Raw genomic sequence first — 23,261 nt, forward strand, 5'->3', positions numbered from 1 at the left:
GCGGGTGCCGCGTCGGTCCTCGGCGTCGTACGCCGAGGACCACTCAGGCGGGTCCCGCGGCCCCTCCGGTACCGGGTCGGTGCCTTCACCCGCCCGACGAGCCGGTCGCGCGGGACCGGAGGGCCGGTGCCGGGGACTCGCCCACCTCCAGACGCGGCCAGTCCGCGAGGTCCCGCAGCAGCCGCCGGTCGTGCGTGGCGACGACGACGGCGGCGCTCGTGACGCGGATCGCCTCGGTCAGCTCGTCGACCAGCGCCGAGGACAGGTGGTTGGTCGGCTCGTCGAGCAGGATCAGTCCGGGCCGTCCGGCCAGTGCCAGCGCCAGGTCGAGGCGCCGCCGCTGCCCCTGGGACATGCGCCCGACCGGCGTGCGCATCGCCTCGGAGTCCAGCAGCCCGAGCACCCCGAGCGGGATGACGTCGGCGTCGCGGAGCACCCCTCGGGCGACCAGCCGTCCCACGTGACGGGTGTGCACCTCGCGGGCGGTGAGTGAGGGGTCCTGCTCGGCGGTCTCCTGGATGACCCGGACGATCCGGGCCCCCTTCGCCGTCCGGACGTGGCCGTCCGTGGGTTCCAGGGCACCGGCCAGCACCGCCAGCAGCGTGGACTTCCCGGCGCCGTTGGGCCCGGTGACGAGCAGCCGGTCGCCGCCGTCGAGGGTGAGGTCGACCGGGCCGGCCAGCCGTCCGTCGACCGCGACGCCGTGTGCCCGCAGCTGCGGCGCACCCGGCCGGACACCCAGCGGCGGCCACCGCAACGCCGGCGGCGGTTCCGGCACATCGATCCGGTGTGCTTCCAGAGCGTTCTGCTGCCGGTTCAGGGCCTGTACGACGCCCGGCGCGCGGGACTGGCGCTGGTGCTTGCCGGTCCCCTTCTCCGGCCGCCAGCCGGTGGTGAGCCGGTCGCGGGCCTTCGCCACCGCCTCCCGCAACCTCCGGTGCTCGGCCCGCTGCTGTTCGTGGTCCTGCTCCCAGCTCTCCCGCTCACGGCGCCGGGCGTCCTGCCAGGCGTCGTAGCCGCCGGCGTACAGGCGTGGCTTCCCGTCCCGCGTCGGGTCGAGGTCGAGGAACCGGTCCGCGACATCGCGCAGCAGCGCCCGGTCATGGCTGACGACGGCGAGGCCGCCGCCGTGCTCGCGCAGACTGCGGGTGAGGAAGTCCAGTCCGCCGGCGTCCAGGTGGTTGGTCGGCTCGTCCAGCAGCAGCACGTCGTAGCGCGCGCCGAGCAGGCAGGCCAGCCGGACCCGGTAGCGCTGCCCGACCGACAGCGTCGCCAGGGGGCGGTCGCGGTCGGTGCAGGCGCCGAGGGCCTCCAGGGCGACGTCGACGCGGCGTTCGGCGTCCCACGCGTCGAGGCGGGTGGCCGCGTCGAGCGCGGTGGCGTACCGCTCGTCGGCACCGGGGGCGCCGCCGGCCAGGGCGAGGGCGGCTTCGTCCAGCGCGGCGAGGGCCGCGAGCGACGCGGCCAGGGCCTCGGACGTCAGGGTGCCCACGGTCGCGCCGTTCCGCGCGGACAGTTCCTGGCGGGCCAGACCGATCGTGCCGGCCCGGTGCACGGTGCCCTCGTCGGGTGTGATCAGTCCGGCGAGGACGTGCAGCAGTGTCGTCTTGCCCCGGCCGTTCTCGCCGACGACGGCGATCCGCGACCGGGCGGAGACGGTGACCGAGACGTCGTTCAGGACACGCCGGGACCCGCGGGTGACGATGACGCCCTCGGCGCGGAGGTGTGCGCCCCCGCCCGCTGGGGCGGGGGAAAGGGTGGCTTCGGGGTTCGGGGTGAGGTTCAACGGATGCTCCGCAGCTCGCAGTGAGCCGGGCAGCGTGAAGCGGCCGCCCGGCGGGAACCGGGACGGCGAGCGCGGATTCAGTGAGGGAAGGGCGCCGCCGTCAGCGGGCGGCTCGGACCTTCTGCGACCAGATACCTCGTGCCATGAGGGACAGGCTAGCAAGGTTCGCACCCGCGTTCGCCTGAGTTGCCGGGGCGCGCGGCGGCGGCGCGGGCCGACCGGGCCGCCTCACCGGCGAATGAGCCGCCGGCGCGACCGCGCTCGCCCGGCGCGGTGCGAATGCCGGGGCGAGCGGAACCGCCTCCGCCGGGCAGCGGGCGGTGCCGGTTCGCGCCGCGGTACGGCACCGGCCTGGTCGTGGCGGGTGACCGGCTCAGCGTGCCGGCATGCCGGCCCGGCCGGGCCGCCGTAGCCTGACTGCGCGGCTGCCCTGACCAGACCGGGAGCGGACCCGTCGTCCGCATCCTTCACCCTCCCGGCCGGCCGGCCCCGGAGCGCCGGCCCCTGTGGCCGGGGCAGCCGCAGCCACCGTCGCGGGGACCTCGGGCGAGCCGCGGTCGCCGCCGGGGCGAGGCGGGCGCCGGGCGGGCAGTGCGGCGCCGGCGTGCGACACCCGCGGCCTGCGGCCCGCAACCCGCGGGCAGCAAAATCTCCCGGACGAATGCCCGGGTGCGGAATCTCCCGCCCAAAGAGGCACAACCCTTCGGATGTCCAGTGGGTCACATCAGACAGGAGGAAATACCTCCAGGACGGAAAAAGGGGGAAAGATGAGGTTTACCCGTTCGGTTCTGGCCGGCGCCGCGCTGGCGGCCCTCTCGGCGGGGGCCACGACGGCCTTGGCGGCGCCCGCCTCGGCGGCGGCCGACGCCACACCGCAGGAGGCGTGCGGCAGCGGCTACAAGACCGTGAACTCGGCGCCCGTCGGCTCCCTGGGCACCGTGTACCTGACGTACAACTCCTCCACCGGCGAGAACTGCGTCGCCACCATCCGCAACAGCCCGGGCACCGCCCTCGACATGTCCGCGTGGGTGTTCGTCCCGGACACGGAGGAGACGGACGAGGACTACGGGCGGTACACGTCGTACGCGGGCCCCACCTACGTCTACGGCAAGGGGCACTGCGTCGACTGGGGCGGCAACATCGGCAACGTGTACGTGCAGGTGTACGGCTCCAACTGCGCCGCGCTGAAGGAGGAGCGGGTCACCTTCACCCGTTGAGGCCCCGGCGTCCGCGCCGGCGGCCCGCGGGGCCGCGGCCCCCTCCCCCGCGGCCTCGGGGAGGGGGCCCGCTTCCGCAGTACGCGGATGCGGGAGAGTGGTGCGCGGAGCGTGTGCCACTCGTGTCGCGGGGAGGGTTACAGCGGCCGCTCGTCAGCCGCCCGGGGCTGCTCGCGCCCCTCGGACGGGGCGGTGGCGAGGCTGCGGTTGAGCGCGCTGTCGGGGCGTCCGGTGAGCTCCTCCCAGGTGCCCTCCTCCGCGATGCGTCCGCCTTCGAGGACGGCGATGCGGTCGGCCCGGCGGATGGTGGCCGGGCGGTGTGCGATGACGATCGTGGTGCGGCCCTTTTGCTCCAGTGCGGTGGCGAGCTGGGCGTCACCGGCGTTGTCCAGGTGGGCGGTGGACTCGTCGAGCACCAGGACCCTGGGCCCGGCCAGCAGCGCACGGGCGAGGGCGACGCGGGCCCGCTGCCCGCCGGAGAGGGTGGCGCCGCGCTCGCCGACCAGGGTGGCCAAGGGGGCGATCCGGTCGACGCCGCACCGGCGGGCCGTCTCGGTGAGGAGGGCGTCGTCCGCCTCGGGTGCGGCGAGCCGCAGGTTCTCGGCGAGGGTGCCGTGGAAGAGGGGGGTGTCCTGGCCCACCAGCGCGACGGCACGCCGGAGTTCGGCGTCGCTCACCTCGCGTACGTCTACGGGGTCGCCGTCGGCGGGTATCAGCTGGACCGCTCCCTCGGCCGGGTCCCAGAACCGGGCCAGCAGGTGGGCGCAGGTCGACTTGCCGGCACCCGAGGCACCGACCAGGGCGAGGGTCTGCCCCGCGCGGACGGTCAGCTCGACGCCGTCCAGCACGGGCCCGCCGCCGTAGTCGAACCGCACCCCGTGCAGCCGGACACCCAGTGGACCGGGGGGCAGGGGGCGGGGCGCGGCGGGCGGCGGGGCGAGGGCGGGGGCCTTGACGGCCGCGCCGACGCGGGCGGCGGCCGCGCGCAGGGCCACGGCCTGGCTCAGCGCCCTGGCCGACTCCGCGACCGGTCCCAGGACCGAAAGCGCCAGCGCCATGGCGGCCGGGGCCCACGCGCCGTGCAGCCGTCCGGCCGTCACGGACTGGGCCGCCGCGGCCACCACGCCGAGGACCGCGACCACGATGAGGAGGTCGCGGACCGCGGCGGCGACCGCCTCCCACGTGGCCTCGGCACGCTGGGCCTCCCCCACCTGCCGCCCCCGTTCGGCCAGTCGGCGGCGGCGTTCGGCCAGGGCGCCGAAGGCGAGCAGCTCGCGCAGCCCGTCGATGGTCTCCACCGTGTCCGCCGACAGCCGGGCGGCGGCCGACCGGGTGCGGCTGCCCCGCGCCGCGCGGGCCCGCGCGTCGGTGAAGGGGGCCGCCGCGAGCAGCGCCGCGACCGGCAGCACGGCCGCCAGCAGCCAGGGCTCCACTGCGGCCAGGATCACGCAGCCGCCGCTGAGGACCGCCCCCGACGCCACTAGCTGGGCGGTGGTGTGGGCGTAGAAGAACTCCAGTGCCTCCACGTCCGCCATGGCGGTGGCGGCCAGGTCTCCGCTGCGCCGGCCCGCGACCCGGGCGGGAGCGCTGCGGGCGAGCCCGTCGAAGACCCGTACGCGCAGTGCGGCCAGGACCCGGTAGGCCAGGTCGTGCGAGAGGTCCATCTCGCGCCAGGTCATCAGGGCGCGCACGAGGACCAGGGTGGCGAGCGCGGTGACGGTGGCGGCCGAGGGGGCGCGCCCTTCGATGACGGCCGTTCCCACGGTGTGCGCGGCGAGCGTCAGCAGCGCGACGAGGGAGCCCTGTTCGAGGAGTGCGGCGGCGCAGGTGCGGGCCGTCATGGCGCGGTGCCCGGCGAGGGCGGGGAGCAGGGCGCGCAGGGCGCCCCGCGCGGGCACGCCCGCGCCGGTGGCGGTGTCGGCGGTGCTGCTCATGCGGCGATTCCTCCTCGGTGGGCGTGGCCGGCCTCGACGAGTCGCGCGTAGACGCCCCCGGCCCGGACCAGGTCGGGGTGCTCGCCGGCGGCGTCCACCCGTCCCCCGTCGAGGACGACGATGTGGTCGGCGTGCCGGACGGCCGCGAGCCGGTGGGCGACCACCAGGACGGTCCGGCCGCTCGCGGCGCGCACCAGTTCGCGGACGATGTCCGCCTCGCGGCGTTCGTCGACCGCGCTCGTGGCCTCGTCGAGGACGAGCACGCCGGCGTCGGCCAGCAGGGCCCGGGCGAGGGCGAGCCGCTGCCGCTGCCCGCCGGAGAGGGTGGCGCCGCGTTCGCCGAGGACGGTGGCGTAGCCGTCGGGCAGGGCGGCGATCTCGTCGTGGACGCCGGCGGTGCGCGCCGCGCGCCTCAGGTCGTCGTCCGTCGCGTCCGGCCGGGCCAGGCGCAGGTTGTCGGCGATGGAGGCGTGGAAGAGGTACGTCTCCTGCGAGACCACGGCGATGCCCTGCCGCAGCGCGTCGAGCGCGTACCGGGTCGTGCAGCGCCCGTCGAGGGTGATCCGGCCCTCGTGCGGGTCGTGGTGGCGCAGCAGCAGGGCGAGGAGCGTGGACTTGCCCGCGCCGGACGGGCCGACGATCGCGGTCGTACGTCCCGCCGCGGCGGTGAAGGTGACGCCGTGGAGCGCGGGCGTCTTGGCGCCGTCGTAGGTGAAGGCGACGTTCTCGAAACGGACTTCGGGCGGGCCCGCCCAGTGCGCCGGTGCCGTTCCGGTGTCCGGGACGGCGGGTTCCGCGGTGCGCAGCGCCGCGATGCCGTCCGCGGCCGACGCCCCCAGGTATCCGGCGTGCCACTCCCGGGCCAGGTCGCGGACCGGCCGGAAGCATTCGGAGGCCAGCAGCAGCACCAGGTAGGTGCCGGTCGCCGTGGTGGACCCGGTGACGGCGGACCGGCAGGCGAGGAGCGCGGCGGCTGCGGTGCCGCCCTGGATGGCGAGGTCGGTGATGCCGGTGTCGACCAGGGAGACCCGCAGTTTGGCGACGGTCGCCCGGTGCAGCTGGGCCGAGCGCCTCTCCAGGCGTTCGCGGGTGCGGCCGACCGCGCCGGCGGCCCGCAGGGCGGGCATGCCCTGGAGGGCTTCGAGGTAGTCGGCGCCCAGCCCTTCGTAGGTGTCCCAGTGCTCCTTGCCGCGCCTGGCCAGGAGGCGGTCCCAGGCGCGCGGCCCGCCCAGGGCGAGCAGCAGGGCGGGGATGAGAGCGAGAAGGGCTGCCGGTTCCACCGCGGCCAGGCCGGCGAGCACCAGCGGCGGCACGGTCAGGGTGATCAGGAGCTGGGGCAGGTAGCGGGAGACGTACGCGTCGACGCCCTCCACCCCGTCGACGAGGGTGGTGCGGACGGCCCCCGCGCGCGCCGGGGGCGCCCCCGGCCGGGAGCCGGGGGAGGTCAGGTGGGCGGGGCCCAGCCGTCCGAGACGGGCGAGGAGTTCGTCGCGCAGGGCCACCCTGACCCGTGCTCCGGCGCGGGTGGCGGTGCGCCGCTGCCGGATGGCGAGCTGGGCCCGGGCGGCGACGACGGCGAGCACCGCGGCGAGCAGCCACCCGAGCCGGCCGGTGTTCCCGCGGGCCAGGTCGGCGAGGGTGACGGCCAGCAGTGCGGCCTGTGCCAGGTGGGTGAGGGTGACGGCCCCTTGCAGGAGGGCGGCCGTGAGCAGGGGGCGCCGTGCGTGGCGTGCGGCGCGGCGCAGTTCGGGGTGGACGATCACGTGGTGTTCTCCTCGTCGGCGTGGAGTGTGCCGAGGGCCAGTCCGTGGACGATCCAGTCCCGGCCGGGGGCGGCGCCGAGCGCGGCGCCGAGGTCCGCCTGCTGCCAGGAGCCGACGGGGCGGGCGGCCAGCCGGTGGCGCAGGGCGGTGAGGTGGGCCAGGTGGACGGCGAAGCCGGCCCGCAGATGGGTGCGGCGGATGTGCGGCGCGTCGGCGTCCGCGGGGCAGCCGTGGGCGAGCAGGACGGCGCCCGCCTCCGCGAGCCACGCCTGGCCCGCGGCCCAGGCCGCGAGCGTCGGGCGGGCCTCACCCGCGGCGCACCGCCGAAGCTCCGTGCCGTCGGCGGCCGGCTCGATCAGACCGGGCCGTGGTGCGCCGACGGCGGCGCACCAGCGCAGGTCGCCGCCGCTCGCCCGGGCGGCGGTGGTGAGGACCGCCCGCAGTGCCTGTGGGGGCGGGGTGCCCCGCAGCGGCGGCGGGGTGCTGCGGCGGGCCAGCAGCTCGTGGGGCGCGGGCGCGTCCGCCGCCGGGCGCGCGCGGTGCGCGCCGCCCGCCCGGTGGACCGGGCCCCGCCTGCCGGGCGGGGGGACGCGTACGGTGGCGAGCGGACTTCCGGCGAGTCCGTCCAGCCGGACCTCGGGCTCGCCCGCGCCCAGCGCGCGGGCGGCGAGGAACAGCGCCGCGGCGGCGTGCCCGGTGTCCAGGAGCAGCAGCGGCCAGGCGCGGTGGCCGTAGTGGGAGGCCGTGCGGCGCGCGGTGACGGAGAACTCGGCGGTCACGCCCGGCGGTGTGGCGGCGGGTGCGGGGGCGAGGCCGTGGACGCGGTGGCGCAGCGGGTCGTAGCCGTAGCGGCCGGGCGGCAGGGGGCAGCCGGGGCCCACGACCAGTTCGGTGTCGACCGGGTGCAGCGCGCCGGCGGAGGGGGTGGGCCGCAGGCGTCCGGAGGCGTCCGAGGCCGCCAGGGAGAGGCGCAGCAGGGCCCGGAGATCGAGGTCCGCGGGGCCGGCTTCGGGGATCGGGCGCGGCGGCCCCGGCCAGTCCCGGACGGCGGGCCCGGCCGGTGTGTCGGGGCCGGGCCGTTCCGGGGAGCGGGCGCGGGCGAGGGCGGCGACGAGGTCGGCCGGGAGGTCGTCGCGGGTGTGTTCCACGGGGGCGGTCCTCACATGTGGGGCGGAGGGGCCAGCGTGAAGTCCTCCGGTGCGCTGGGCGCGGTCGTACGCCAGCCCCGTCGGACGGCGGCCTCGGCGAGGCGGGGGCAGCCGAAGTAGCCGAAGGCGGCGGGGGCGTTGGGCAGCAGCCCGGAGACGAGCACCCGGGCGACGCGCAGCGGTGTCTCGGCCACGTCCTCGGTGGTGAGGTCGAAGGTCATGACGCGGTGGCCGCGCTCGTGGAGCGCGCGTTCCAGCCGGTCCCGGCTGCCGGGCTCGACCGCGTCGAGGGGCACGGTCCCGAGCGCGGGCTCGGTGAAGCGCCGGGCCTCGGCCGCCATCCGCGGGTCCAGCCAGACCTGGACGTGCGCGCCCAGGTCCCGCACGTGCCGGAACTGTTCGCCGCAGGCGTCGAGGTAGCGGCGGTCGGCGCGGTGGTCCAGGTACAGGCCGCGGGCGAGCAGGCCGGCCTCGACGGCCTGGAACACCCAGCCGTCGGGGCCGGTCAGGCCCTGGGTGAAGACCCAGGTGTGGACGGCTTCCAGCACGGCCTTGCGGGCGGCTTCGGCCGGGTCGTACTTGCAGGCGAATCCGGCGGCGTACAGGCCGAGCCGCGGGTCGTGGACGAGGGCGGCCACGCAGGGGGCGAATTCCGAGGGCATCTCGACGAGGTGGACGTCGAGCGCGGATCCGGCGAGGTCGTCGGCGAGGCCGGGCACGGTGGCCGGGTCGATGCCCCGGGCCGGGCCGTCGAGGTGCCACCACAGTTCCAGCGCGTCGCGTTCGACGATCTCCAGCAGGCCGCGCTCGACGGCGTCGTCGAGGCCCTGCCCGGTGGCGATCCCGGCGTAGTTGAGGTGGTGGGTGCGCGGCAGTGAACGCAGCTCTCCCTGACGCCAGTTGAGGTGGGTGAGCGCGACGGGTGCCCAGACCTCGGCGGTCGCGCCGCCGGGCAGCCGCTCCACTCCCCGCGTCCACAGGGCGGGGGTGTCGGCAGTGAGGGGACGGTAGGGGAACCTCTCGCGGGTGTACTGCCAGGCGGCGTACGCCGGAAGCTCGTCCGGGCCGTACAGCCGCAGCCCCTTGCCGTCCAGTTCGGCGGCCGTGGCGCGCAGCGGGGCCTCGGGGTGGCCGGGCGGCGGCACGCGGTTGCCGCAGTACCGCTCCACCCCTTCCGCTATCGCGGCGACGCGGGCCGTGGCGGGGTCGCCGAAGGTGGTGCCGAGGGAGACCCGGTCGGCGGGCCACAGGCCGAGTCTGCGGGCGTCGGATATCTCGGCCGTGAGCGCGGTGTAGCGGGGCGGCGCGCCCGCGGGGTGGTCGACGGGCTTCACCTTGCGGACGATGCCGCAGACGGGGTCGACGAGGGCTTCCAGCGGCAGCGCCGTCATCGCAGGATCTCCTTGGCGGGCTCGGTGGGGATGGGACGGGACGGGAGCACGTGCAGCCGCAGGTCGACGCTGTCCGGGTCGACCTCGCGCCGGGAGGCGAGCAGCCGGACGGCCGTCATCGGGTCGTCCCCGGTGTGGGGGTTGCGGGCGTGGGCCGGGAAGTGGTGTCCGGCGATCTCCAGGCGGAGCCGGGTGCCCGCGGGCAGCCGCCGGGCGAGCCGGCCGAGTCCGACGGCGAACTCGGCCTCCCGGCCCGGCACTTCCTCGCGCCGGACGACGCCGATGGCGAGTCGCTCGGCCTTCCCTTCCGGGGTGAGGGCGACGAGCCGGGCGGCCCAGTCGGCGGACGGGGTGTCGGCGGTGGCCCGCAGCCGGACCCGCACGGGTCCGACCACGTCGAGCGGGCGCGGCAGGGGCGCGGTGGCGAGCAGGCACCGGTCGGGCGGTCCGCCGGTGGGGACGGTGAGGTCGTCCGAGCGGACGGGACGGCGGGGGTCGGCGGTGAAGGCGGAGCCGTGCAGCAGCCGCACGCGCTGCGTCCGCGGCTCGGCGCCGGCGTCCGCGGGCAGCCACAGGTTCCCGCCGCCCAGTGCCAGCGCGCCGTGGCGCCCGGGGGCGAGCTCGCCGGCGAGGGCGCGGCGTGCCCAGCGCGCGTACAGCTCGCCGAGCCTCACCCGGTGGGCGGGTCCGGCGCCGGGGGCGGGCTCGGCGGCCAGGCCGTGTCCCCAGGGGCCCAGCAGCAGGCGTGCCGACGGTCCGCCCCAGGCGCGCCACAGCGCGACGGTGTCCTCGGCGAAGTGGTCGTGGTGGCCGCCCACCGCGAGCAGGGGCATGGCGGCGTGTGCCGCCCGCGCCACGAGGCGGCCGCGGTCGCGGTGGCGCCACAGGCCCGCCCAGGAGGGCAGGTGCCGGCCCAGCCGCTCGGGAAGGCCGGTGAGCGGCAGGTGGGTGAACAGGCCGGGGTCGGCGGCGAGCGCCTTGTCCAGCGCGCCGGCGTCGCCGTCGCGTCGGTCGCCGTGGGCGGCCCACCATCCGGCGCGGGTCAGCAGCCTTTCGACGCCGGAGGGTTCGCGCGCCGTGTCGGCGGCGCCCAGCGCGGGCACGGCGGCGATGACGGCGTCGGGCCGGGCGTCATCGGGGGCCGTGAGGGCGAGGACGACGGCGCAGTGGGCGGCGTAGGAGGCGCCGGCGGCGACCAGCCGCCCGTCGCTCCACGGCTGCCGCCGGATCCAGCGGGCCGTCGCCGCTCCGTCGGCGGCCTCGTTCTCGTACGGGTGCCACTCCCCCGGTGACGCGAACCGGCCCCGCACGTCCTGGACGACGGCGGCGAACCCGTGGCGGGCCCAGCCGCGCGCCTCGGCCCGGTGCCGTACGCGGTCGTAGGGGGTGCGGATCAGGACGGCCGGGAAGGGGCCGTCGCCGTCGGGGAGGCGGGTGTCCGTGGCAAGACCTCCGACAGCCGCGCTGAGGTGCGTCATCCGTTCTTCTTCGGCGTCGGGACGACATCGGGCACCGGGAGGACGGGTCGCTCGGTGACGGTGAGGGTGCGCAGGTCGACGCAGCGCAGGCGGCGCCGGGCGGGGAGGCCGCCGGTGCCGGGTGCGCCCGTGGCCCACCGGCTGAGGTCGTCGGCGAGCAGGGCGGCGAGCACCGCGGCGGCGGGAGGGGTGAGCCGGACCGGTGCGCCGGACGTACGAGGTCCGCTCCAGTAGGCGGCCAGCTCCCGGTGCGCGGGGGTGGCGGCCAGCCGGCGGGCCCGGACGTGGGCCGAGGTGACGTCTCCGGGAGCGGCGGCGAGGGGCTCGACATACGCCTGCCAGCCCTCGCGGTGGCAGCGCAGCCAGGCGACGCCGCGTTCGGGCAGCCGGTCGGCGGCGTCCCACAGTCCGTCGGGCACGGGTCCGTCGAGGCACCACACGACGGCGGCGGGGTCTTCGCGGAGCAGGTCGTCGAGGGTCCGGGGCGGCGTCCCGGGAGTGGCCGCCGCCGGGGTCGTGCGCGGCTCGGCGCCGAGGGCGGCCAGGTGGGCGGCGAGCGGTCCGGTCAGGACCGGGTCGCCCAGCAGCCGGACGGCGCGGCGGGCGGCGGGCCACTCCGGGTGCCGCGGCCCGTCCGTCAGGTAACCGGCTTCCGCGAACGCCCGGTGGAGGCGGCGCAGTTCCTCGTCCGCCGGGGCCGCGGCGGCACCGGAGAGCAGGGAGAGCAGGGCGTCCTCGTCCGCGCCCTGGGTCCGGACGGAGAGGAACTCCCCTTCGGCGGTGCGGACGGCGAGGCCGCGACCGGGCACGGCGACGACTTCGACACCGGGTACGAGCCGGCTGCGGGGCACGGTGATCCTCCTGACGGCGGGGCTGGGGATGGGCGTGGGCCCGCCCGGAAGGCAACGGGCGGGCCCACGGTCGAGGGTGCTGCGCCCCCGCTTACTCCTCGGTGTCCTCAAAGGGGTTCTCGACGAGCGCGTTGGAGTGGGAGGCCGAGTCGTGGGCCAGCTGTCCCGGGTCGGCGATCGGCGCGAAGACCTGCTCGTTGTCCATGAACTCTCCTTCAGAGTCTGGGAGTTACGGCGTTCGGGTGAGCGCCGTACCGACAGCCTAATGAATCTGATTTTCATATTCTAGTTCTGGGAGGGGGTGATCTGGGTAACACACCGGCCACCCGCCCTCCGGGTCCCGGCCGACCCGGCCGGCCACCTTGAGCACGTCGGCCAGCAGCCCCGGCGTGACGACCTCCTTCGGCGTCCCGTCGGCCACCACGCGCCCGTCGCGCAGGGCGACGATGCGTTCGGCGAACCGGGCGGCGTGGGCCAGGTCGTGGAGCACCATCACCACGGTGAGCCCGCGCTCCTCGCGCAGGCGCACCACCGTCCGCAGCACGTCGAGCTGGTGGTGCAGGTCCAGGTAGGTGGTCGGCTCGTCGAGCAGCAGGACGCGGGTGTCCTGGGCGAGCGCCATCGCGAGCCGCACCCGCTGCCGCTCTCCCCCGGACAGCGCGTCGACGTCACGGTCGGCCCATCGCTCCACACCGACGTCACGCAGCGCCCGGTCCACCACGGGGTCGTCGCCCTCGCGCAGCATGCCCAGCGGGCCGCGCGCCGCGTACCGCCCCTGGCGCACCAGATGACGCACGGTCATGCCCGGTACGGCGGGCGCGGACTGGTGCAGCAGCGCCGCCCTCCGGGCCGTGGCGCGCCGGGAGAGCCGGGCCAGGTCGTCCCCGCCGAGCAGCACGCGCCCCCGGTCCGGTCGCAGCAGCCCGGCGGCCAGCCGCAGCAGGGTCGACTTGCCGCAGCCGTTCAGGCCGATGAGGGCGGTCAGTTCGCCCGGCCGGACGGTCATGTCGACACCCCGCAGCACAGGTCGTGCGGGGTAGCCGAAGTGGACCCCCTCCACGTGGATCCCCACGGACTCGGTCATGCTCTGTCCTTAAGTCGACTTCAGAACGTACGGCTCGGCGTGCGGCGCACGACGACCAGAAGCAGGGCGGCGCCGAGGCAGGCGGTGAGCGCCCCGACCGGCAGCGTGAGCCGTTCGGAGTCCAGCGCCACCGCCAGCAGCCGGGAGGACAGCTGCGCCGCGGCGTCCGCCCCGCACACCACGACCGCGCCCAGCAGGGCGGCACCGGGCAGGCCGGCTCGCAGGTCCGCGCCGAAGACGGCCACGGCCAGATGCGGGACGAGCAGCCCCACGAAGCCCAGCGCCCCCACGGCGGCCACGGCACCCGCCGTCAGCGCCACCGCGCACAGCAGGGCCAGGGTCCGGGCCCGCCGGGCGGAGAGACCCGCGGCGAGGGCGATGTCGTCCCCGCAGCGCAGCAGGGTCAGCGGCCCGGCCAGCAGCCAGGCCACGATCCCCCAGACCAGCGCCCACGGCCACAGCAGATGCCAGTGCTGCCACACCCGGCCCTCCGTGGTGCCCACCAGCCACTGGACGACGCTGCCGAGTTCGCCCGGCTCCACCAGCAGCACCATGGCGGTGAGTCCGCCGAGCACCGCCGACACCAGCACCCCGTGCACGGCGGTCTGCGCGGCGTCGCCGCGGCCGCGCCCGGCGAGCAGCCACAGCAGCGCCGCTCCGGCGCATCCGCCCGCACACGCGGCGAGGACCACGGCCAGGGGCGAGTCCCACCCGGCGAGTCCGAGGGCGGTCGCGGTGACGGCCCCGAGGACCGCCCCGGGCGTCACGCCCGTGACCTCGGGCCCGGCGAGTGGGTTGCGCAGCGCCGACTGCAAGACCAGTCCCGCCACGGCGAGGCACGCGCCCGCGCCGAGGGCCACGAGCAGCCTGGGCAGGCGCAGGTGCAGCAGGATGTGACGTTCCGTCGCGTCACCGCCGCCGCCCAGGACGTCCCAGACGACGCCCGGCGACATGCCGCGCCCCGCCACCAGTTCCACCGCGGCGCACCCGACGGCCAGTACCGCGAGCACCGTGAATCGCCGGCTCACCGCGCGTCCTCCGATCCGGTCGCCTCACCGGGCACGGGGCAGACGCCGCCTCCGGGCCGGTTTCGAGGGGTGTGGCGCGGCGCCCCCGGGTGGGGCACCGCGTTCACGGAGCCGGAGGGCACGGCCTGCGGCGCCGGGCGCACGGCGGCGGGATCCGCCGTCGCGCGCCGGGCCCGGCCGCGGCCGCGGCCACCCGACCGCATCAGGGCGACTCCGGCCGGCACGCCCAGCAGGGCCGTCCAGGCACCGACCGGTGTCTCCACGGGTGCCAGCGCCAGCCGGGCCGGCACATCGGCGGCGGCGACGACGACGGCACCCCACACGACGGACCAGGAAAGCCAGCGCACGGCCCCGGCCGCGGGGTTGCACCACCGGGCCAGGTGCGGGGCGAGGAAGCCGACCCACGCGACGGGTCCGCACACGGCCGTCACGGGGGCGATCAGCACCACGGCGATGGCCAGCGCGGCCAGCCGTGCCCGCTGGGCCCGCACGCCCAGCGCCTCGGCGTCCTCGTCGCCCAGGCGCATCACCGAGAGCACCGGTGCGCACAGCACGAGGGCGGGGGCGGCGACGAGCAGCCACGGCCACAGCCCCGCGACGTCGTCCCAGGTCCGGGCGGAGAGGGAACCCAGCAGGTAGCGGTAGATCAGCTGGAGGTCGAGCTGGTCGGCCATGACCATCAGGACGAGCAGCGCGGCCTGCAACGCGGCCGCGACCGCGGCGCCGGTCAGCAGCACCGCGGACGGGCTGCGGCCCAGCCCGGCGGCGAGCAGCGTGAGCCCGCCGCCGAGCGCGGCCCCGCCGATGGCCAGCAACGGCTGGACGGCGGCGGGCAGTGACAGCGTCAGCACCAGGGGCGCGGCCACCCCCAGCGCGGCCCCGGAGGAGACGCCCAGCATCTCCGGCACCGCCAGGGGATTGCGCAGCGCCTCCTGGAGCACGAGGCCCGCCGCCCCCAGGCAGGCCCCGGCGACGAGCGCCAGCACCAGGCGGGGAACGCGCAGTTCGGTGACGACGATCCCGGCGAGCGTGGTGTCCCCGGCCAGCAGCTCACCGACGAGCCGGTGCGGCGGGACATAGGGGGTGCCGAGGCTCAGCGCGCAGACCGACGAGACGGTCAGCAGGACGACCACCAGGAGTGGCTGCCACCCCGGCGCACGCCGTGCGGGCCGCCGCGCGCCGGCCGTGACCTCCGCCCCCGCGGGCGGCGAGAAGGTCGCCCTCACCGCAGCGCGGCCGTGGCCTCGTCGAGGACGATGCCCAGCGAACGGGTACCGCGCCCCTTGGCCCACACCTCTGGGTCCACCTCGTGCACCTCACCGTCGCGGACCGCCGGGATCTTGCCCCACAGGGGGTTGTCCGCCAGCTTCTGCGAGAGCTTGCCGTCCGCGTCGCCGAAGGTCATCGTCTCGACGAACAGCACGTCGACGCCTTGGGCGAGGATCTCCTCGAGACTGTAACTGCCCTCCACGCCCCGGGACTTCCAGGGGTAGTGGGCGACCTTGGGGAACAAGCTGGCGGTCACGTCGCCCTCCGGGGTGGCGACGCCGAAGTTCTCGTCGCTGCCGTAGATGACGAGGGCGGTCTTGTCGCTCGGGGCCTTCTCGGCCTCGGCGAGCTTGGTCCGGAAGACCTTCTCGGCCTTCTCCCCCTCGGCGGTGCGGCCGGTGAGCGCGGCGACATCGCGCAGGTACCCCACACTGTCCTGCCAGGTCTCGGGCTGCATGGCCCAGAACGTGGTGGCGCCCTTGAGGGCCGGGGCGAGCTTGCCGTGGGTGTCCCCCAGGCCGATCACGAGGTCGGGCTTGTGGGAGAGGATCGCCTCCACCTCCGGGGCGATGAAACCGCCGGGGATGACGTCGACGTCCTTCGCCTTCGCCTCTCCCAGGAACTCCGGGTGGGCGAGCAGCGTGCTGTTCGTGGCCGTCGGGACGATGCCCAGCTCGGTCAGGATGTCGTCGCAGAGCGCGAACAGGCAGACGATCCGCTCCGGTTCCTTCTTGAGCGAGACCTTGACGCCGTTGGTGTCGGTCAGCTCCTTGGCCGCCTTGATGGGCTCGACGGTGACCTCGGTCTTCGCGGCGGGCCCGGCCTTGTCACTCGCGGTGTCGCCGGACGACGCGCCGCAGCCGGCCAGGACGGACCCCACGGCCGCCGCCGTGACGCAGACGCGGACGAATCTCGACGGGGAGCGCAGCATTCATGCCCTCGTTTCTTCAGGCGGACCCGGAACGCACCGAAGATACATGATAATCGTTTTCACCAGATCACTTCCTGGAGGACCCCCATGCCCGCTGCCGCTCCCGTGCTGCTCGTCTCCGACCACGTGGACGGATTCCTGCACGTGGTGACCGTGCCGGACGGCACCGTCCAACACCGCCTGACGGACCGTCACCTGTCCGAGCACGCGGGGTTCCTGGCGCTGCCGGGCGGGCGGGTGGCCTGTGTGGACGACCGCAGGGGGGAACTGCTGGTGCTCGACCCCTTCGCCGACGAGCTCGTGGAACTGGCGGTCCCCGTCGCCGTGCCGGCCGAACACCTCGCCTGCGATCCGGCCGGCCGCCGACTGGCCGTCACGACCGGCCTGGGCAAGAACACCGCACCGTGGTCGGACCTGTTGACGGTCGTCGACCTGGCCACGGGAGAAACCGCCCGGGTGCGCACGCGCGTGGGCGAGCCGGGCGTGACGGTGCTGGGCGGCGGCGATCCGCTGGTCGTGCTGCGGCACCGGGAACCCGGCGCGCTGGCCGTCCACCGCTTCGCCGACCTCCTCGCGGCGCCCCCCGGCTGCCCTCCGGTCACCCCGCACGCGCTCCTGCCCCTGCCCGGTGACGGCCACGGGGACGCGCAGGCGCCCGGGTCGGCACACGTGTTCGCGGCCACGGGCGAGGGGGTGCACCGGGCCCGCAGGAAGGGCGACGCCCTCGTCGCCGAGGCGGTGCTTCCCTGGGGGGCGCCCGCCCGGGGCTGGTACCTGCGGCTCGACACCCGCCGGCAGGCGCTGTGGAGCACGCTGCGCGGTGGTGCGCCGGACCCGCTGCGGTGGCCGGATTGGACCAACCAGGCGTGGCGCCACGACCTGGAGACGGGCCGCACGCTCCTCACGGACCTCGGTCCCGGCCTGGTCTTCCGGCTGGCCCTCGCCCGGCGCCACACGGCCTTCACCCGCGTCCACCCCGACGGGGACGAACTGGTCCTGCTGGGAGCCGACGACACCGTCCGCCGCTTCCCGCTGCCCGCCATGGACGGCGCTCCGCGCCGCGGCGGCACCCCCTGGGAGGGCGTCCAACGCCGGGCCGTGGCCGCCTCACCGGGCGCCGGCTGGGTCGCCGTCACCCGCGGCGGCCACGGGGAGGTGCACATCGTCGACGCGGAGACGGGCCAGGAGGCGAACCGTCTGCGGTGGGATACGCCGCTGCACCACGGCGGCCACATGGTGCTGCGCACCCAAGGCGACGGCGCCGAAGGCGATCTTGTGGGCCGGTGACGGCGCGTCCGGCCCGGCACCGCCCGGGCCGCCCTGCCGCAGGCCGCAGGCCGCACCCGCACACGGCGCCCCGCCGTCGCCCTCCTGGGTGACGGGCGACCGCGCCCACGGGGCCGCCCGTCCTTCGCCCCCAGCGCACCGGGCGACGCCCGCGGCGGGCCGGCCGGGCCCTTCCGCGAGTTGGTGCCGCGGCAGGCAACCTTCGCCCCGCGCAGGTGCGCCGCGTCAGGACGCCGGCCGGGCGGCGGCGGACCTCCCGCGCCAAGCCGGCGATGCGCACAGCGAGTCCCACCGGGACGGGAACATCGGTGAGCGGGCCGCCGGCACCGGGCAGGGCCTGGCCGGAGGGGAGGCCGAACGCGGCGATGGCGACCGCGATGGCCGGCTCGACGTTGTCGCCGGCCGCGGTGCGGGCGAGGACGGCGATGCGCGAGGTCGGCGTCGGCATCTCCGCCGAGGTCCCCGGGGCCCTCACCGTGGACGCCGTACAGGAGTCGGGCTCATGCGCGGGCGACGCGTCACCGGCGGTCCGGGCAGCGGTCGATATGCTCCCGGGCCGTGGACCTGATACGGCACCTGGAGTGCTTCGTGGCCGTCGCCGGGGAGTCGCACGTCGGCCCTGCCGCCGCCCGTCGTGCATGGCCCAGCCGCCGCTGTCCCAGCGCATCCAGCGGCTGGAACGCGAGCTGGGCGTGCGGCTCTTCGAGCGCACCAGCCGGCAGGTGACCAACACCCAGGCGGGGTCCCTGCTGCCGGAGCCCCACGCGCTGCTGGACCGGGCGGAGGCGCTGCGGACCGCACGGCGGTGTACGCCCTTCGGGCGCGGGGCGCCGCCGACGGACCCCCGCGGCGCACGGCGCACGGGCCCCGGCCGGCGAGCCCGGCCGGGCCGATAGGGTCGTCGGCCATGACGGACGATCTCGCGCGCCCCCAGGTGCCGCCTCACCCGCGTGTGCGGTGCGGCGGCCCGCGGCCAGGCGGCGCACCCGGCACGGTCGCGGCGGGCCCGTTCCGCCTCGCGCCCGGCGGCCCGGAGCGGCCGGGCCCGCCGAGCGCGCGGGAACCGCGCCGGTCCCGGCCGGATACGGCCCACGTCTCGCCCGGGAGCCGACGTGCTGCGCTGTGAGGCGGTCGGCAAGCGGTACGGCAGGGGCCGCTGGGTCCTCACCGACGTGGACCTGGAAATCCCGCCCGGTACGGTGGTCGCCGTGGCGGGCGGCAACGGCTCGGGGAAGTCGACCCTGCTGAGGCTCCTCGCCGGACTGTCGCGGCCCACCTCCGGGAGGGTGTCGGGCCGTCCGCCGCGCGTCGGGTACGTGCCGGACCGCTTCACCGCCCACGACCGCCTGCCGGCGATCTCCTACCTCACCCATATGGGACGCGTCCGCGGCATGCCCGGCGCCCGGGCCCGCGCCCGCGCCCGCCACCTGCTGGACCGGCTGGCCCTGGTGGGCGGCGAGGAGGCGCCGCTGCGCACGCTGTCCAAGGGCAACGCGCAGAAGGTGGCGCTCGCGCAGGCCCTGCTCGTCGTACCGGACCTGCTGGTCCTCGACGAGCCCTGGTCCGGCCTGGACGTCCCGGCTCACGCGGTCCTCGCCGAGTTCCTCGGCGAGGTGGCCGGGCAGGGCGGCACGGTGGTGTTCACCGACCACCGGGAGGCGGTCGCCGGACAGCACGCGGACCGCTCCTACGTCATCCGGGACGGCCGGATCGCCCGGCAGGACGGCGCTCGCCCGGCGGGCGGCGCCCAGACGGTGGAGGTGGTCCTGTCCCCGCCCGCCGGCGGCGCCGGGCCGGCCGCACCGGACTGGCGAGCCCTGCCGGGCGTGACGCACGCCGCCCGCCGGGGCGAGAACCTGGTCCTGCGGGTGACGCGGGAGCACTCGGACGCCGCCCTGCTGACGGCGCTGCGGCACGGCTGGTCGGTGGAGGGCGTCGGCCGGCCCGCGCCCGGCCGGGGCGACCACGGGAACGACCGGGGGGCGGCACGGTGATCGCTCTGGTCCGCTACCTGTTCGCGGTCCTGCTGCTCTCGCAGCGCTATCTCGCGCCGGCCTTGCTGTTCACCGGTCTGCTGGCCGTCCTGACCAGCAACGACTCCGGCCCGCTCACCGCCACCTACGGCTCGGCGGCCGGGGCGATGCTGGTCTGCTCGGTCTGGCTGACCATGGCCCTGCTGGGCCTGGAGGACCGGGCGCACCGCTCGGTCATCATCGTGACCGCCGGCGGCCCTTCGCGCGCGCTGGCCGGGTGGGTGGCGACGGCCGTCCTGGCCTGCCTGCCCCCGGCCGCGGCCGGCCTGGTCCTGCCGCTGGTGTTCGGCAGCCACTCCCCCACCCCGGCCGACCTGCTGCTGGGGCTGGAGGCCCAGCTCACGTGCGCCTTCACCGGTATCGCCATCGGCCTGGTCTGCTCGCCCCTCGTCTTCCGGCGGCAGGGCTACGCGCTCGTCCTCGCCCTGGTCCTGCTGGCGGCCGTGCTGCTGGCGAGGGGGCGCTCCCCGGTCGGCGCCCTCCTCGTCGACCTGCAGAGCACGTCGCGCTCGGCGGACCTGCTGGGCTCGACGGCGGTGCTGCTCGCCGCCGCCGCGGGCATCCTGGCGGCCGGGGCGGCTCTCACGTACGCGGTCGCCGTCAGGAAGTGACGCGGGCAGCACCCGCGTTTCCCGGGCGGCCCCGGCCCGGCGGAGGGCGTCAACCACCGCTGCTGGCCGGAGTATTGGCGCACGGGGTGTGCCCTGTTCCCGCCCTGCTCGCCACCGCCGGCTGCCCCCGTCCCCTCCCCCTGGCCCGCCCGCCTCCCTCGGCGCGCACCGTTCCCGGGACCGCCGTGCAACCGCCCTCGTTCCGCCCGGCCTTGGGCCGCGTGGGGCCCGGCACGGCCGGGGAATCCGGGCGCCGTCGGCGCTCATCCACCCACTTGATTGCTCAAAGGAGCATGGGGTTAGCATATGAGCGCCTCCTAGCTCGAAAGATATGCCTGTGACTGTCAACGACGACTCGTTCACCAACTGGAAGTGCCGCGAGGAGATCGCGGAGTCGATGATCCCGATAATCGGGAAGCTGCACCGCGAGCGGGACGTCACGGTCCTGCTGCACAGCCGCTCCCTGGTGAACAAGTCGGTGGTCAGCATCCTGAAGACCCACCGATTCGCCCGCCAGATCGCCGGTGCGGAGCTCTCGGTCACCGAGACCCTGCCCTTCCTCGAGGCGCTCACCACGCTGGACCTCGGTCCGTCCCAGATCGACATCGGCATGCTCGCCGAGACCTACAAGGCCGACGACCGCGGTCTGTCGGTGGCGGAATTCACCGCCGAGGCCGTCGCCGGTGCCACGGGCGCCAACAAGATCGAGCGCCGTGAGCCGCGCGACGTCGTCCTCTACGGGTTCGGCCGCATCGGCCGTCTCCTCGCCCGCCTGCTCATCGAGAAGGCCGGTTCCGGCAACGGGCTGCGGCTGCGCGCCATCGTCGTCCGCGACAGCGGCGGCCAGGACATCGTCAAGCGGGCCTCGCTGCTGCGCCGTGACTCCATCCACGGCCAGTTCCAGGGCACGATCACCGTGGACGAGGCGAACAGCAAGATCGTCGCCAACGGCAACGAGATCCGCGTCATCTACGCCGACGACCCCACGGCGGTGGACTACACGGCGTACGGCATCAAGAACGCCATCCTCATCGACAACACCGGCAAGTGGCGCGACCGCGAGGGTCTGTCGAAGCACCTGCGCCCCGGCATCGACAAGGTCGTCCTGACCGCGCCGGGCAAGGGCGACGTTCCCAACATCGTGCACGGCGTCAACCACGACACGATCAAGCCGGACGAGCAGATCCTGTCCTGCGCCTCGTGCACCACCAACGCCATCGTGCCGCCGCTGAAGGCGATGGCGGACGAGTACGGCGTGCTGCGCGGCCATGTGGAGACCGTTCACTCGTTCACCAACGACCAGAACCTGCTGGACAATTACCACAAGTCGGAGCGGCGTGGGCGCTCCGCGCCGCTCAACATGGTCATCACGGAGACCGGTGCCGCCTCCGCCGTCGCCAAGGCGCTGCCGGAGCTGAAGGCGAAGATCACCGGCAGCTCCATCCGCGTCCCGGTGCCGGACGTCTCGATCGCGATCCTCAACCTCCAGCTGGCCCGCGAGACCACCCGCGAGGAGGTGCTCGACTACCTGCGCGAGGTGTCGCTGACCTCGCCGCTCAAGCGCCAGATCGACTTCATCAGCGCCCCCGACGCGGTCTCCAGCGACTTCATCGGCTCGCGCCACGCCTCGATCGTGGACGCGGGCGCCACCAAGGTCGAGGGCGACAACGCCATCCTCTACCTGTGGTACGACAACGAGTTCGGCTACTCCTGCCAGGTCGTGCGCGTGGTGCAGCACGTGTCGGGCGTGGAGTACCCGACCTACCCGGCCCCGGCGGTCTGATCCGCCGGGCGGTCCGGCCGGGCCCGTGACCCGGCGGCCGGGGGCGGTGGCAGCGGCCACCGCCCCCGGCCGTTCGCGCGCCCCCCGCCTCTCGTCGCCCGTCCGCCCGCACGGGCGTGCGGCCGTCGTGGCGGCGGGCGAAGGGAGGCGGGGGGCGCGAGGATCGGTGGATGGGTGTCGTACTGCCGGTCCTCCTCGCGTGCGTGGCCGCGTTCAGCAACGCGCTGGCCACCGTGTTGCAGCGGCGTGCCGCGCTGAGCGTGCCGCAGGCCCGGGGGCTGCGCCCGGGCCTCGTGCTCGATCTGCTGCGGCGGCCCGTCTGGCTGGCCGGGATGCTGGCCGTGGTCGTCGCCGGCGTCGGGCAGGCGGCCGCCCTGGCCACCGGTCCGCTCTCCCTCGTCCAGCCGCTGTTCGTACTGGAACTCCCCCTGGCGCTGCTGCTGGCCTCGTCGATGACGGGGCGCGGGCTGCCGGGGGTGCTGTGGGCGGCGGTGGCCGCGGTGGTCGCCGGGCTGGGTCTGGCGCTGGTGTCGGCCGCCCCGGCCGGCGGGGTCGCCGAGGTGTCCGCCGGCCGGTGGGTGCCGGTCCTGGCGGCCTGTGGCGCGGCAGTCGTCCTGCTGGCCGGGGCCGGGCTGCGACGTCCCGCCGGCAAGGCCCGCGCCGGCTGCCTGGGCTCGGCCACCGCCGTCTGCTACGCGCTGACGGCCGGGCTGATCAAGGACGCCATGCGAATCCTGGACACGGGCGGGGTGACCGGCTTCCTGTCCGCCTGGCAGACCTACGGGTTCGCCGTGGCCGGTGCCGGTGCCGTCCTGCTGCTGGAACACGCCCTTCAGGGCGGTCCGCTCATCGCCTCCCAGCCGGCCCTGGCGCTGGGGGACGCGGCGGTGAGCCTGCTGCTCGGCCTGCTGCTGTACCAGGAGGACGTCCGGGCGGGGTGGTGGCTCATTCCGCAGGTGACCGGCGTCGCCCTGGTCACCGTGGGTGTGATCACCCTGGCCCGGCGCGGGATCGACCTGAGGACCGGCCGGTGAGCGGGCGGCGCACCGCGTCCTCGCGGTCCGGGGCGCGCATGCGGGTGGCGTTGCTCCGTCCGAGTGGTGCGTTGCCGGGCGCGGCCGTACCGTCGATTCGGAAACGGGCCCCGACGAGGACGGGCGGAAGCAGTCATGGGCGCAGTACGCAGGAGGGCGATGGTCACGCTGTGTGCCGTCGCCTCGCTCGCAGCAACCCTCGGTACGGCGACGGCCGCGTCGCCGGGCGCGCAGACGACCCCGCCGCGGGCGGCGCACCACCGGGCACCGGATCCGGTGCTCGTCGACTGCCAGGGGCGCCCCGGCGTACGCCCCGCCGACTTCCTCCTCGCCTGCGGGGACGGCAACAGCCGCCTGACCTCGCTGGAGTGGAAGCGCTGGGACGCGACCGCCGCGGTGGCCGAGGGCGTCAACGTGGTCAACGACTGCCGGCCCTACTGCGCGGCCGGCACGTTCCGCTCGTACCCCGTCGTCGTGCGCCTGGACGACGCCCAATCCTGGGAAAAGCGCCCGGACCTGCGCCAGTACACGCGGATGACGCTGACGTACACCGGTGACCGGCCCGAAGGCTCCGCCCGCGCGGTGACCTACTCCCTGTGGGGCTGACCGGCGGGCCGGCCGGTCCGGGGGCGG

General features: G+C 76.0%; 20 protein-coding genes and 1 pseudogene. 8 read left to right on the plus strand and 13 right to left on the minus strand.

Annotation, left to right across the window (positions count from 1 at the left end):
* Positions 1-85: 85 nt before the first annotated feature.
* The gene (locus AB0L74_RS17545) at positions 86-1,786 is read right to left on the minus strand and encodes an ABC-F family ATP-binding cassette domain-containing protein (protein WP_365652238.1); all 1,701 of its coding nucleotides are present in this window, start codon (positions 1,784-1,786) and stop codon (positions 86-88) included.
* A 767-nt stretch (positions 1,787-2,553) separates the two neighbouring features.
* Between AB0L74_RS17545 and AB0L74_RS17550 the strand changes: the two genes are divergently transcribed.
* Positions 2,554-3,003, plus strand: a complete 450-nt coding sequence (locus AB0L74_RS17550; RefSeq protein WP_365652241.1) for a spore-associated protein — start codon at positions 2,554-2,556, stop codon at positions 3,001-3,003.
* 137 nt (positions 3,004-3,140) lie between these two features.
* Here the strand turns inward: AB0L74_RS17550 and AB0L74_RS17555 are convergent, their stop codons facing one another.
* From AB0L74_RS17555 to AB0L74_RS17605, 11 genes are all read right to left on the minus strand, one after another.
* Positions 3,141-4,937, minus strand: coding sequence for an ABC transporter ATP-binding protein (locus AB0L74_RS17555; protein ID WP_365652244.1), 1,797 nt, complete (start codon positions 4,935-4,937; stop codon positions 3,141-3,143).
* Positions 4,934-6,700: an ATP-binding cassette domain-containing protein gene (locus AB0L74_RS17560; RefSeq protein ID WP_365652247.1), complete on the minus strand. Its 1,767-nt coding sequence runs from the start codon at positions 6,698-6,700 to the stop codon at positions 4,934-4,936. Before AB0L74_RS17560 ends, AB0L74_RS17555 begins: the two co-directional genes overlap by 4 nt.
* Positions 6,697-7,848: a SagB/ThcOx family dehydrogenase gene (locus AB0L74_RS17565; protein WP_365652250.1), complete on the minus strand. Its 1,152-nt coding sequence runs from the start codon at positions 7,846-7,848 to the stop codon at positions 6,697-6,699. The genes AB0L74_RS17560 and AB0L74_RS17565 overlap by 4 nt, the downstream gene beginning before the upstream one ends.
* Positions 7,849-7,859: 11 nt before the next feature.
* Positions 7,860-9,239 carry a YcaO-like family protein gene (locus AB0L74_RS17570; protein ID WP_365652253.1) on the minus strand — a complete coding sequence of 460 codons (1,380 nt, stop codon included), beginning with the start codon at positions 9,237-9,239 and terminating at the stop codon, positions 7,860-7,862.
* Positions 9,236-10,717, minus strand: a complete 1,482-nt coding sequence (locus AB0L74_RS17575) for a CocE/NonD family hydrolase (protein ID WP_365652256.1) — start codon at positions 10,715-10,717, stop codon at positions 9,236-9,238. The genes AB0L74_RS17570 and AB0L74_RS17575 overlap by 4 nt, the downstream gene beginning before the upstream one ends.
* Positions 10,714-11,568 carry a hypothetical protein gene (locus AB0L74_RS17580; protein WP_365652259.1) on the minus strand — a complete coding sequence of 285 codons (855 nt, stop codon included), beginning with the start codon at positions 11,566-11,568 and terminating at the stop codon, positions 10,714-10,716. The genes AB0L74_RS17575 and AB0L74_RS17580 overlap by 4 nt, the downstream gene beginning before the upstream one ends.
* Positions 11,569-11,659: 91 nt before the next feature.
* On the minus strand, positions 11,660-11,773 hold the full coding sequence (gene amiA, locus AB0L74_RS17585; RefSeq protein ID WP_241270818.1) for a streptamidine family RiPP: 114 nt from the start codon (positions 11,771-11,773) through the stop codon (positions 11,660-11,662).
* A gap of 57 nt (positions 11,774-11,830) precedes the next feature.
* Positions 11,831-12,652 carry an ABC transporter ATP-binding protein gene (locus AB0L74_RS17590; RefSeq protein WP_365652263.1) on the minus strand — a complete coding sequence of 274 codons (822 nt, stop codon included), beginning with the start codon at positions 12,650-12,652 and terminating at the stop codon, positions 11,831-11,833.
* A gap of 20 nt (positions 12,653-12,672) precedes the next feature.
* Positions 12,673-13,680 carry an iron ABC transporter permease gene (locus AB0L74_RS17595; protein WP_365652266.1) on the minus strand — a complete coding sequence of 336 codons (1,008 nt, stop codon included), beginning with the start codon at positions 13,678-13,680 and terminating at the stop codon, positions 12,673-12,675.
* Complete coding sequence (locus AB0L74_RS17600) at positions 13,677-14,813, minus strand: iron ABC transporter permease (protein WP_365652269.1); 1,137 nt, start codon at positions 14,811-14,813, stop codon at positions 13,677-13,679. Before AB0L74_RS17600 ends, AB0L74_RS17595 begins: the two co-directional genes overlap by 4 nt.
* 89 nt (positions 14,814-14,902) lie before the next feature.
* Entirely contained in the window at positions 14,903-15,880 is a 978-nt protein-coding gene (locus AB0L74_RS17605; RefSeq protein WP_365652272.1) for an ABC transporter substrate-binding protein, read from the minus strand.
* Positions 15,881-15,967: 87 nt separating this feature from the next.
* On the opposite strand from AB0L74_RS17605, the gene AB0L74_RS17610 reads away from it, so the two are divergent.
* On the plus strand, positions 15,968-17,167 hold the full coding sequence (locus tag AB0L74_RS17610) for a hypothetical protein (RefSeq protein ID WP_365652275.1): 1,200 nt from the start codon (positions 15,968-15,970) through the stop codon (positions 17,165-17,167).
* Between the two features lie 256 nt (positions 17,168-17,423).
* On the opposite strand, the pseudogene AB0L74_RS17615 reads toward AB0L74_RS17610, so the two are convergent.
* A pseudogene (locus AB0L74_RS17615) lies at positions 17,424-17,585 on the minus strand (arsenical-resistance protein); the annotation flags it as partial.
* Positions 17,586-17,805: 220 nt separating this feature from the next.
* Here AB0L74_RS17615 and AB0L74_RS17620 point away from each other — a divergent pair.
* The 6 genes from AB0L74_RS17620 to AB0L74_RS17645 all read left to right on the plus strand — a co-directional run bounded on the left by AB0L74_RS17620 (position 17,806) and on the right by AB0L74_RS17645 (position 23,234).
* Positions 17,806-18,063, plus strand: a complete 258-nt coding sequence (locus tag AB0L74_RS17620; protein WP_365652278.1) for a LysR family transcriptional regulator — start codon at positions 17,806-17,808, stop codon at positions 18,061-18,063.
* Between the two features lie 219 nt (positions 18,064-18,282).
* Complete coding sequence (locus tag AB0L74_RS17625) at positions 18,283-19,161, plus strand: ABC transporter ATP-binding protein (RefSeq protein ID WP_365652710.1); 879 nt, start codon at positions 18,283-18,285, stop codon at positions 19,159-19,161.
* Positions 19,158-19,811, plus strand: coding sequence for a hypothetical protein (locus AB0L74_RS17630; RefSeq protein WP_365652281.1), 654 nt, complete (start codon positions 19,158-19,160; stop codon positions 19,809-19,811). The genes AB0L74_RS17625 and AB0L74_RS17630 overlap by 4 nt, the downstream gene beginning before the upstream one ends.
* A 337-nt stretch (positions 19,812-20,148) precedes the next feature.
* On the plus strand, positions 20,149-21,594 hold the full coding sequence (locus tag AB0L74_RS17635; protein WP_365652284.1) for a glyceraldehyde-3-phosphate dehydrogenase: 1,446 nt from the start codon (positions 20,149-20,151) through the stop codon (positions 21,592-21,594).
* Positions 21,595-21,764: 170 nt separating this feature from the next.
* Positions 21,765-22,628 (plus strand): DMT family transporter, encoded by an 864-nt coding sequence (locus AB0L74_RS17640; RefSeq protein WP_365652287.1) that lies wholly within the window; start codon positions 21,765-21,767, stop codon positions 22,626-22,628.
* Between the two features lie 135 nt (positions 22,629-22,763).
* On the plus strand, positions 22,764-23,234 hold the full coding sequence (locus AB0L74_RS17645) for a hypothetical protein (protein WP_365652290.1): 471 nt from the start codon (positions 22,764-22,766) through the stop codon (positions 23,232-23,234).
* Positions 23,235-23,261 lie beyond the last annotated feature (27 nt).

The sequence above is a fragment of the Streptomyces sp. NPDC052020 genome (assembly GCF_040680575.1).
Lineage (GTDB): Bacteria > Actinomycetota > Actinomycetes > Streptomycetales > Streptomycetaceae > Streptomyces.

Coding starts and splice junctions, on each gene's coding strand:
- AB0L74_RS17550 (WP_365652241.1), top strand. CDS start 2,554: ATGAGGTTTACCCGTTCGGTTCTGGCCGGCGCCGCGCTGGCGGCCCTC.
- AB0L74_RS17555 (WP_365652244.1), bottom strand. CDS start 4,937: ATGAGCAGCACCGCCGACACCGCCACCGGCGCGGGCGTGCCCGCGCGG.
- AB0L74_RS17570 (WP_365652253.1), bottom strand. CDS start 9,239: ATGACGGCGCTGCCGCTGGAAGCCCTCGTCGACCCCGTCTGCGGCATC.
- AB0L74_RS17575 (WP_365652256.1), bottom strand. CDS start 10,717: ATGACGCACCTCAGCGCGGCTGTCGGAGGTCTTGCCACGGACACCCGC.
- amiA (WP_241270818.1), bottom strand. CDS start 11,773: ATGGACAACGAGCAGGTCTTCGCGCCGATCGCCGACCCGGGACAGCTG.
- AB0L74_RS17590 (WP_365652263.1), bottom strand. CDS start 12,652: ATGACCGAGTCCGTGGGGATCCACGTGGAGGGGGTCCACTTCGGCTAC.
- AB0L74_RS17605 (WP_365652272.1), bottom strand. CDS start 15,880: ATGCTGCGCTCCCCGTCGAGATTCGTCCGCGTCTGCGTCACGGCGGCG.
- AB0L74_RS17610 (WP_365652275.1), top strand. CDS start 15,968: ATGCCCGCTGCCGCTCCCGTGCTGCTCGTCTCCGACCACGTGGACGGA.
- AB0L74_RS17620 (WP_365652278.1), top strand. CDS start 17,806: ATGGCCCAGCCGCCGCTGTCCCAGCGCATCCAGCGGCTGGAACGCGAG.
- AB0L74_RS17640 (WP_365652287.1), top strand. CDS start 21,765: ATGGGTGTCGTACTGCCGGTCCTCCTCGCGTGCGTGGCCGCGTTCAGC.
- AB0L74_RS17645 (WP_365652290.1), top strand. CDS start 22,764: ATGGGCGCAGTACGCAGGAGGGCGATGGTCACGCTGTGTGCCGTCGCC.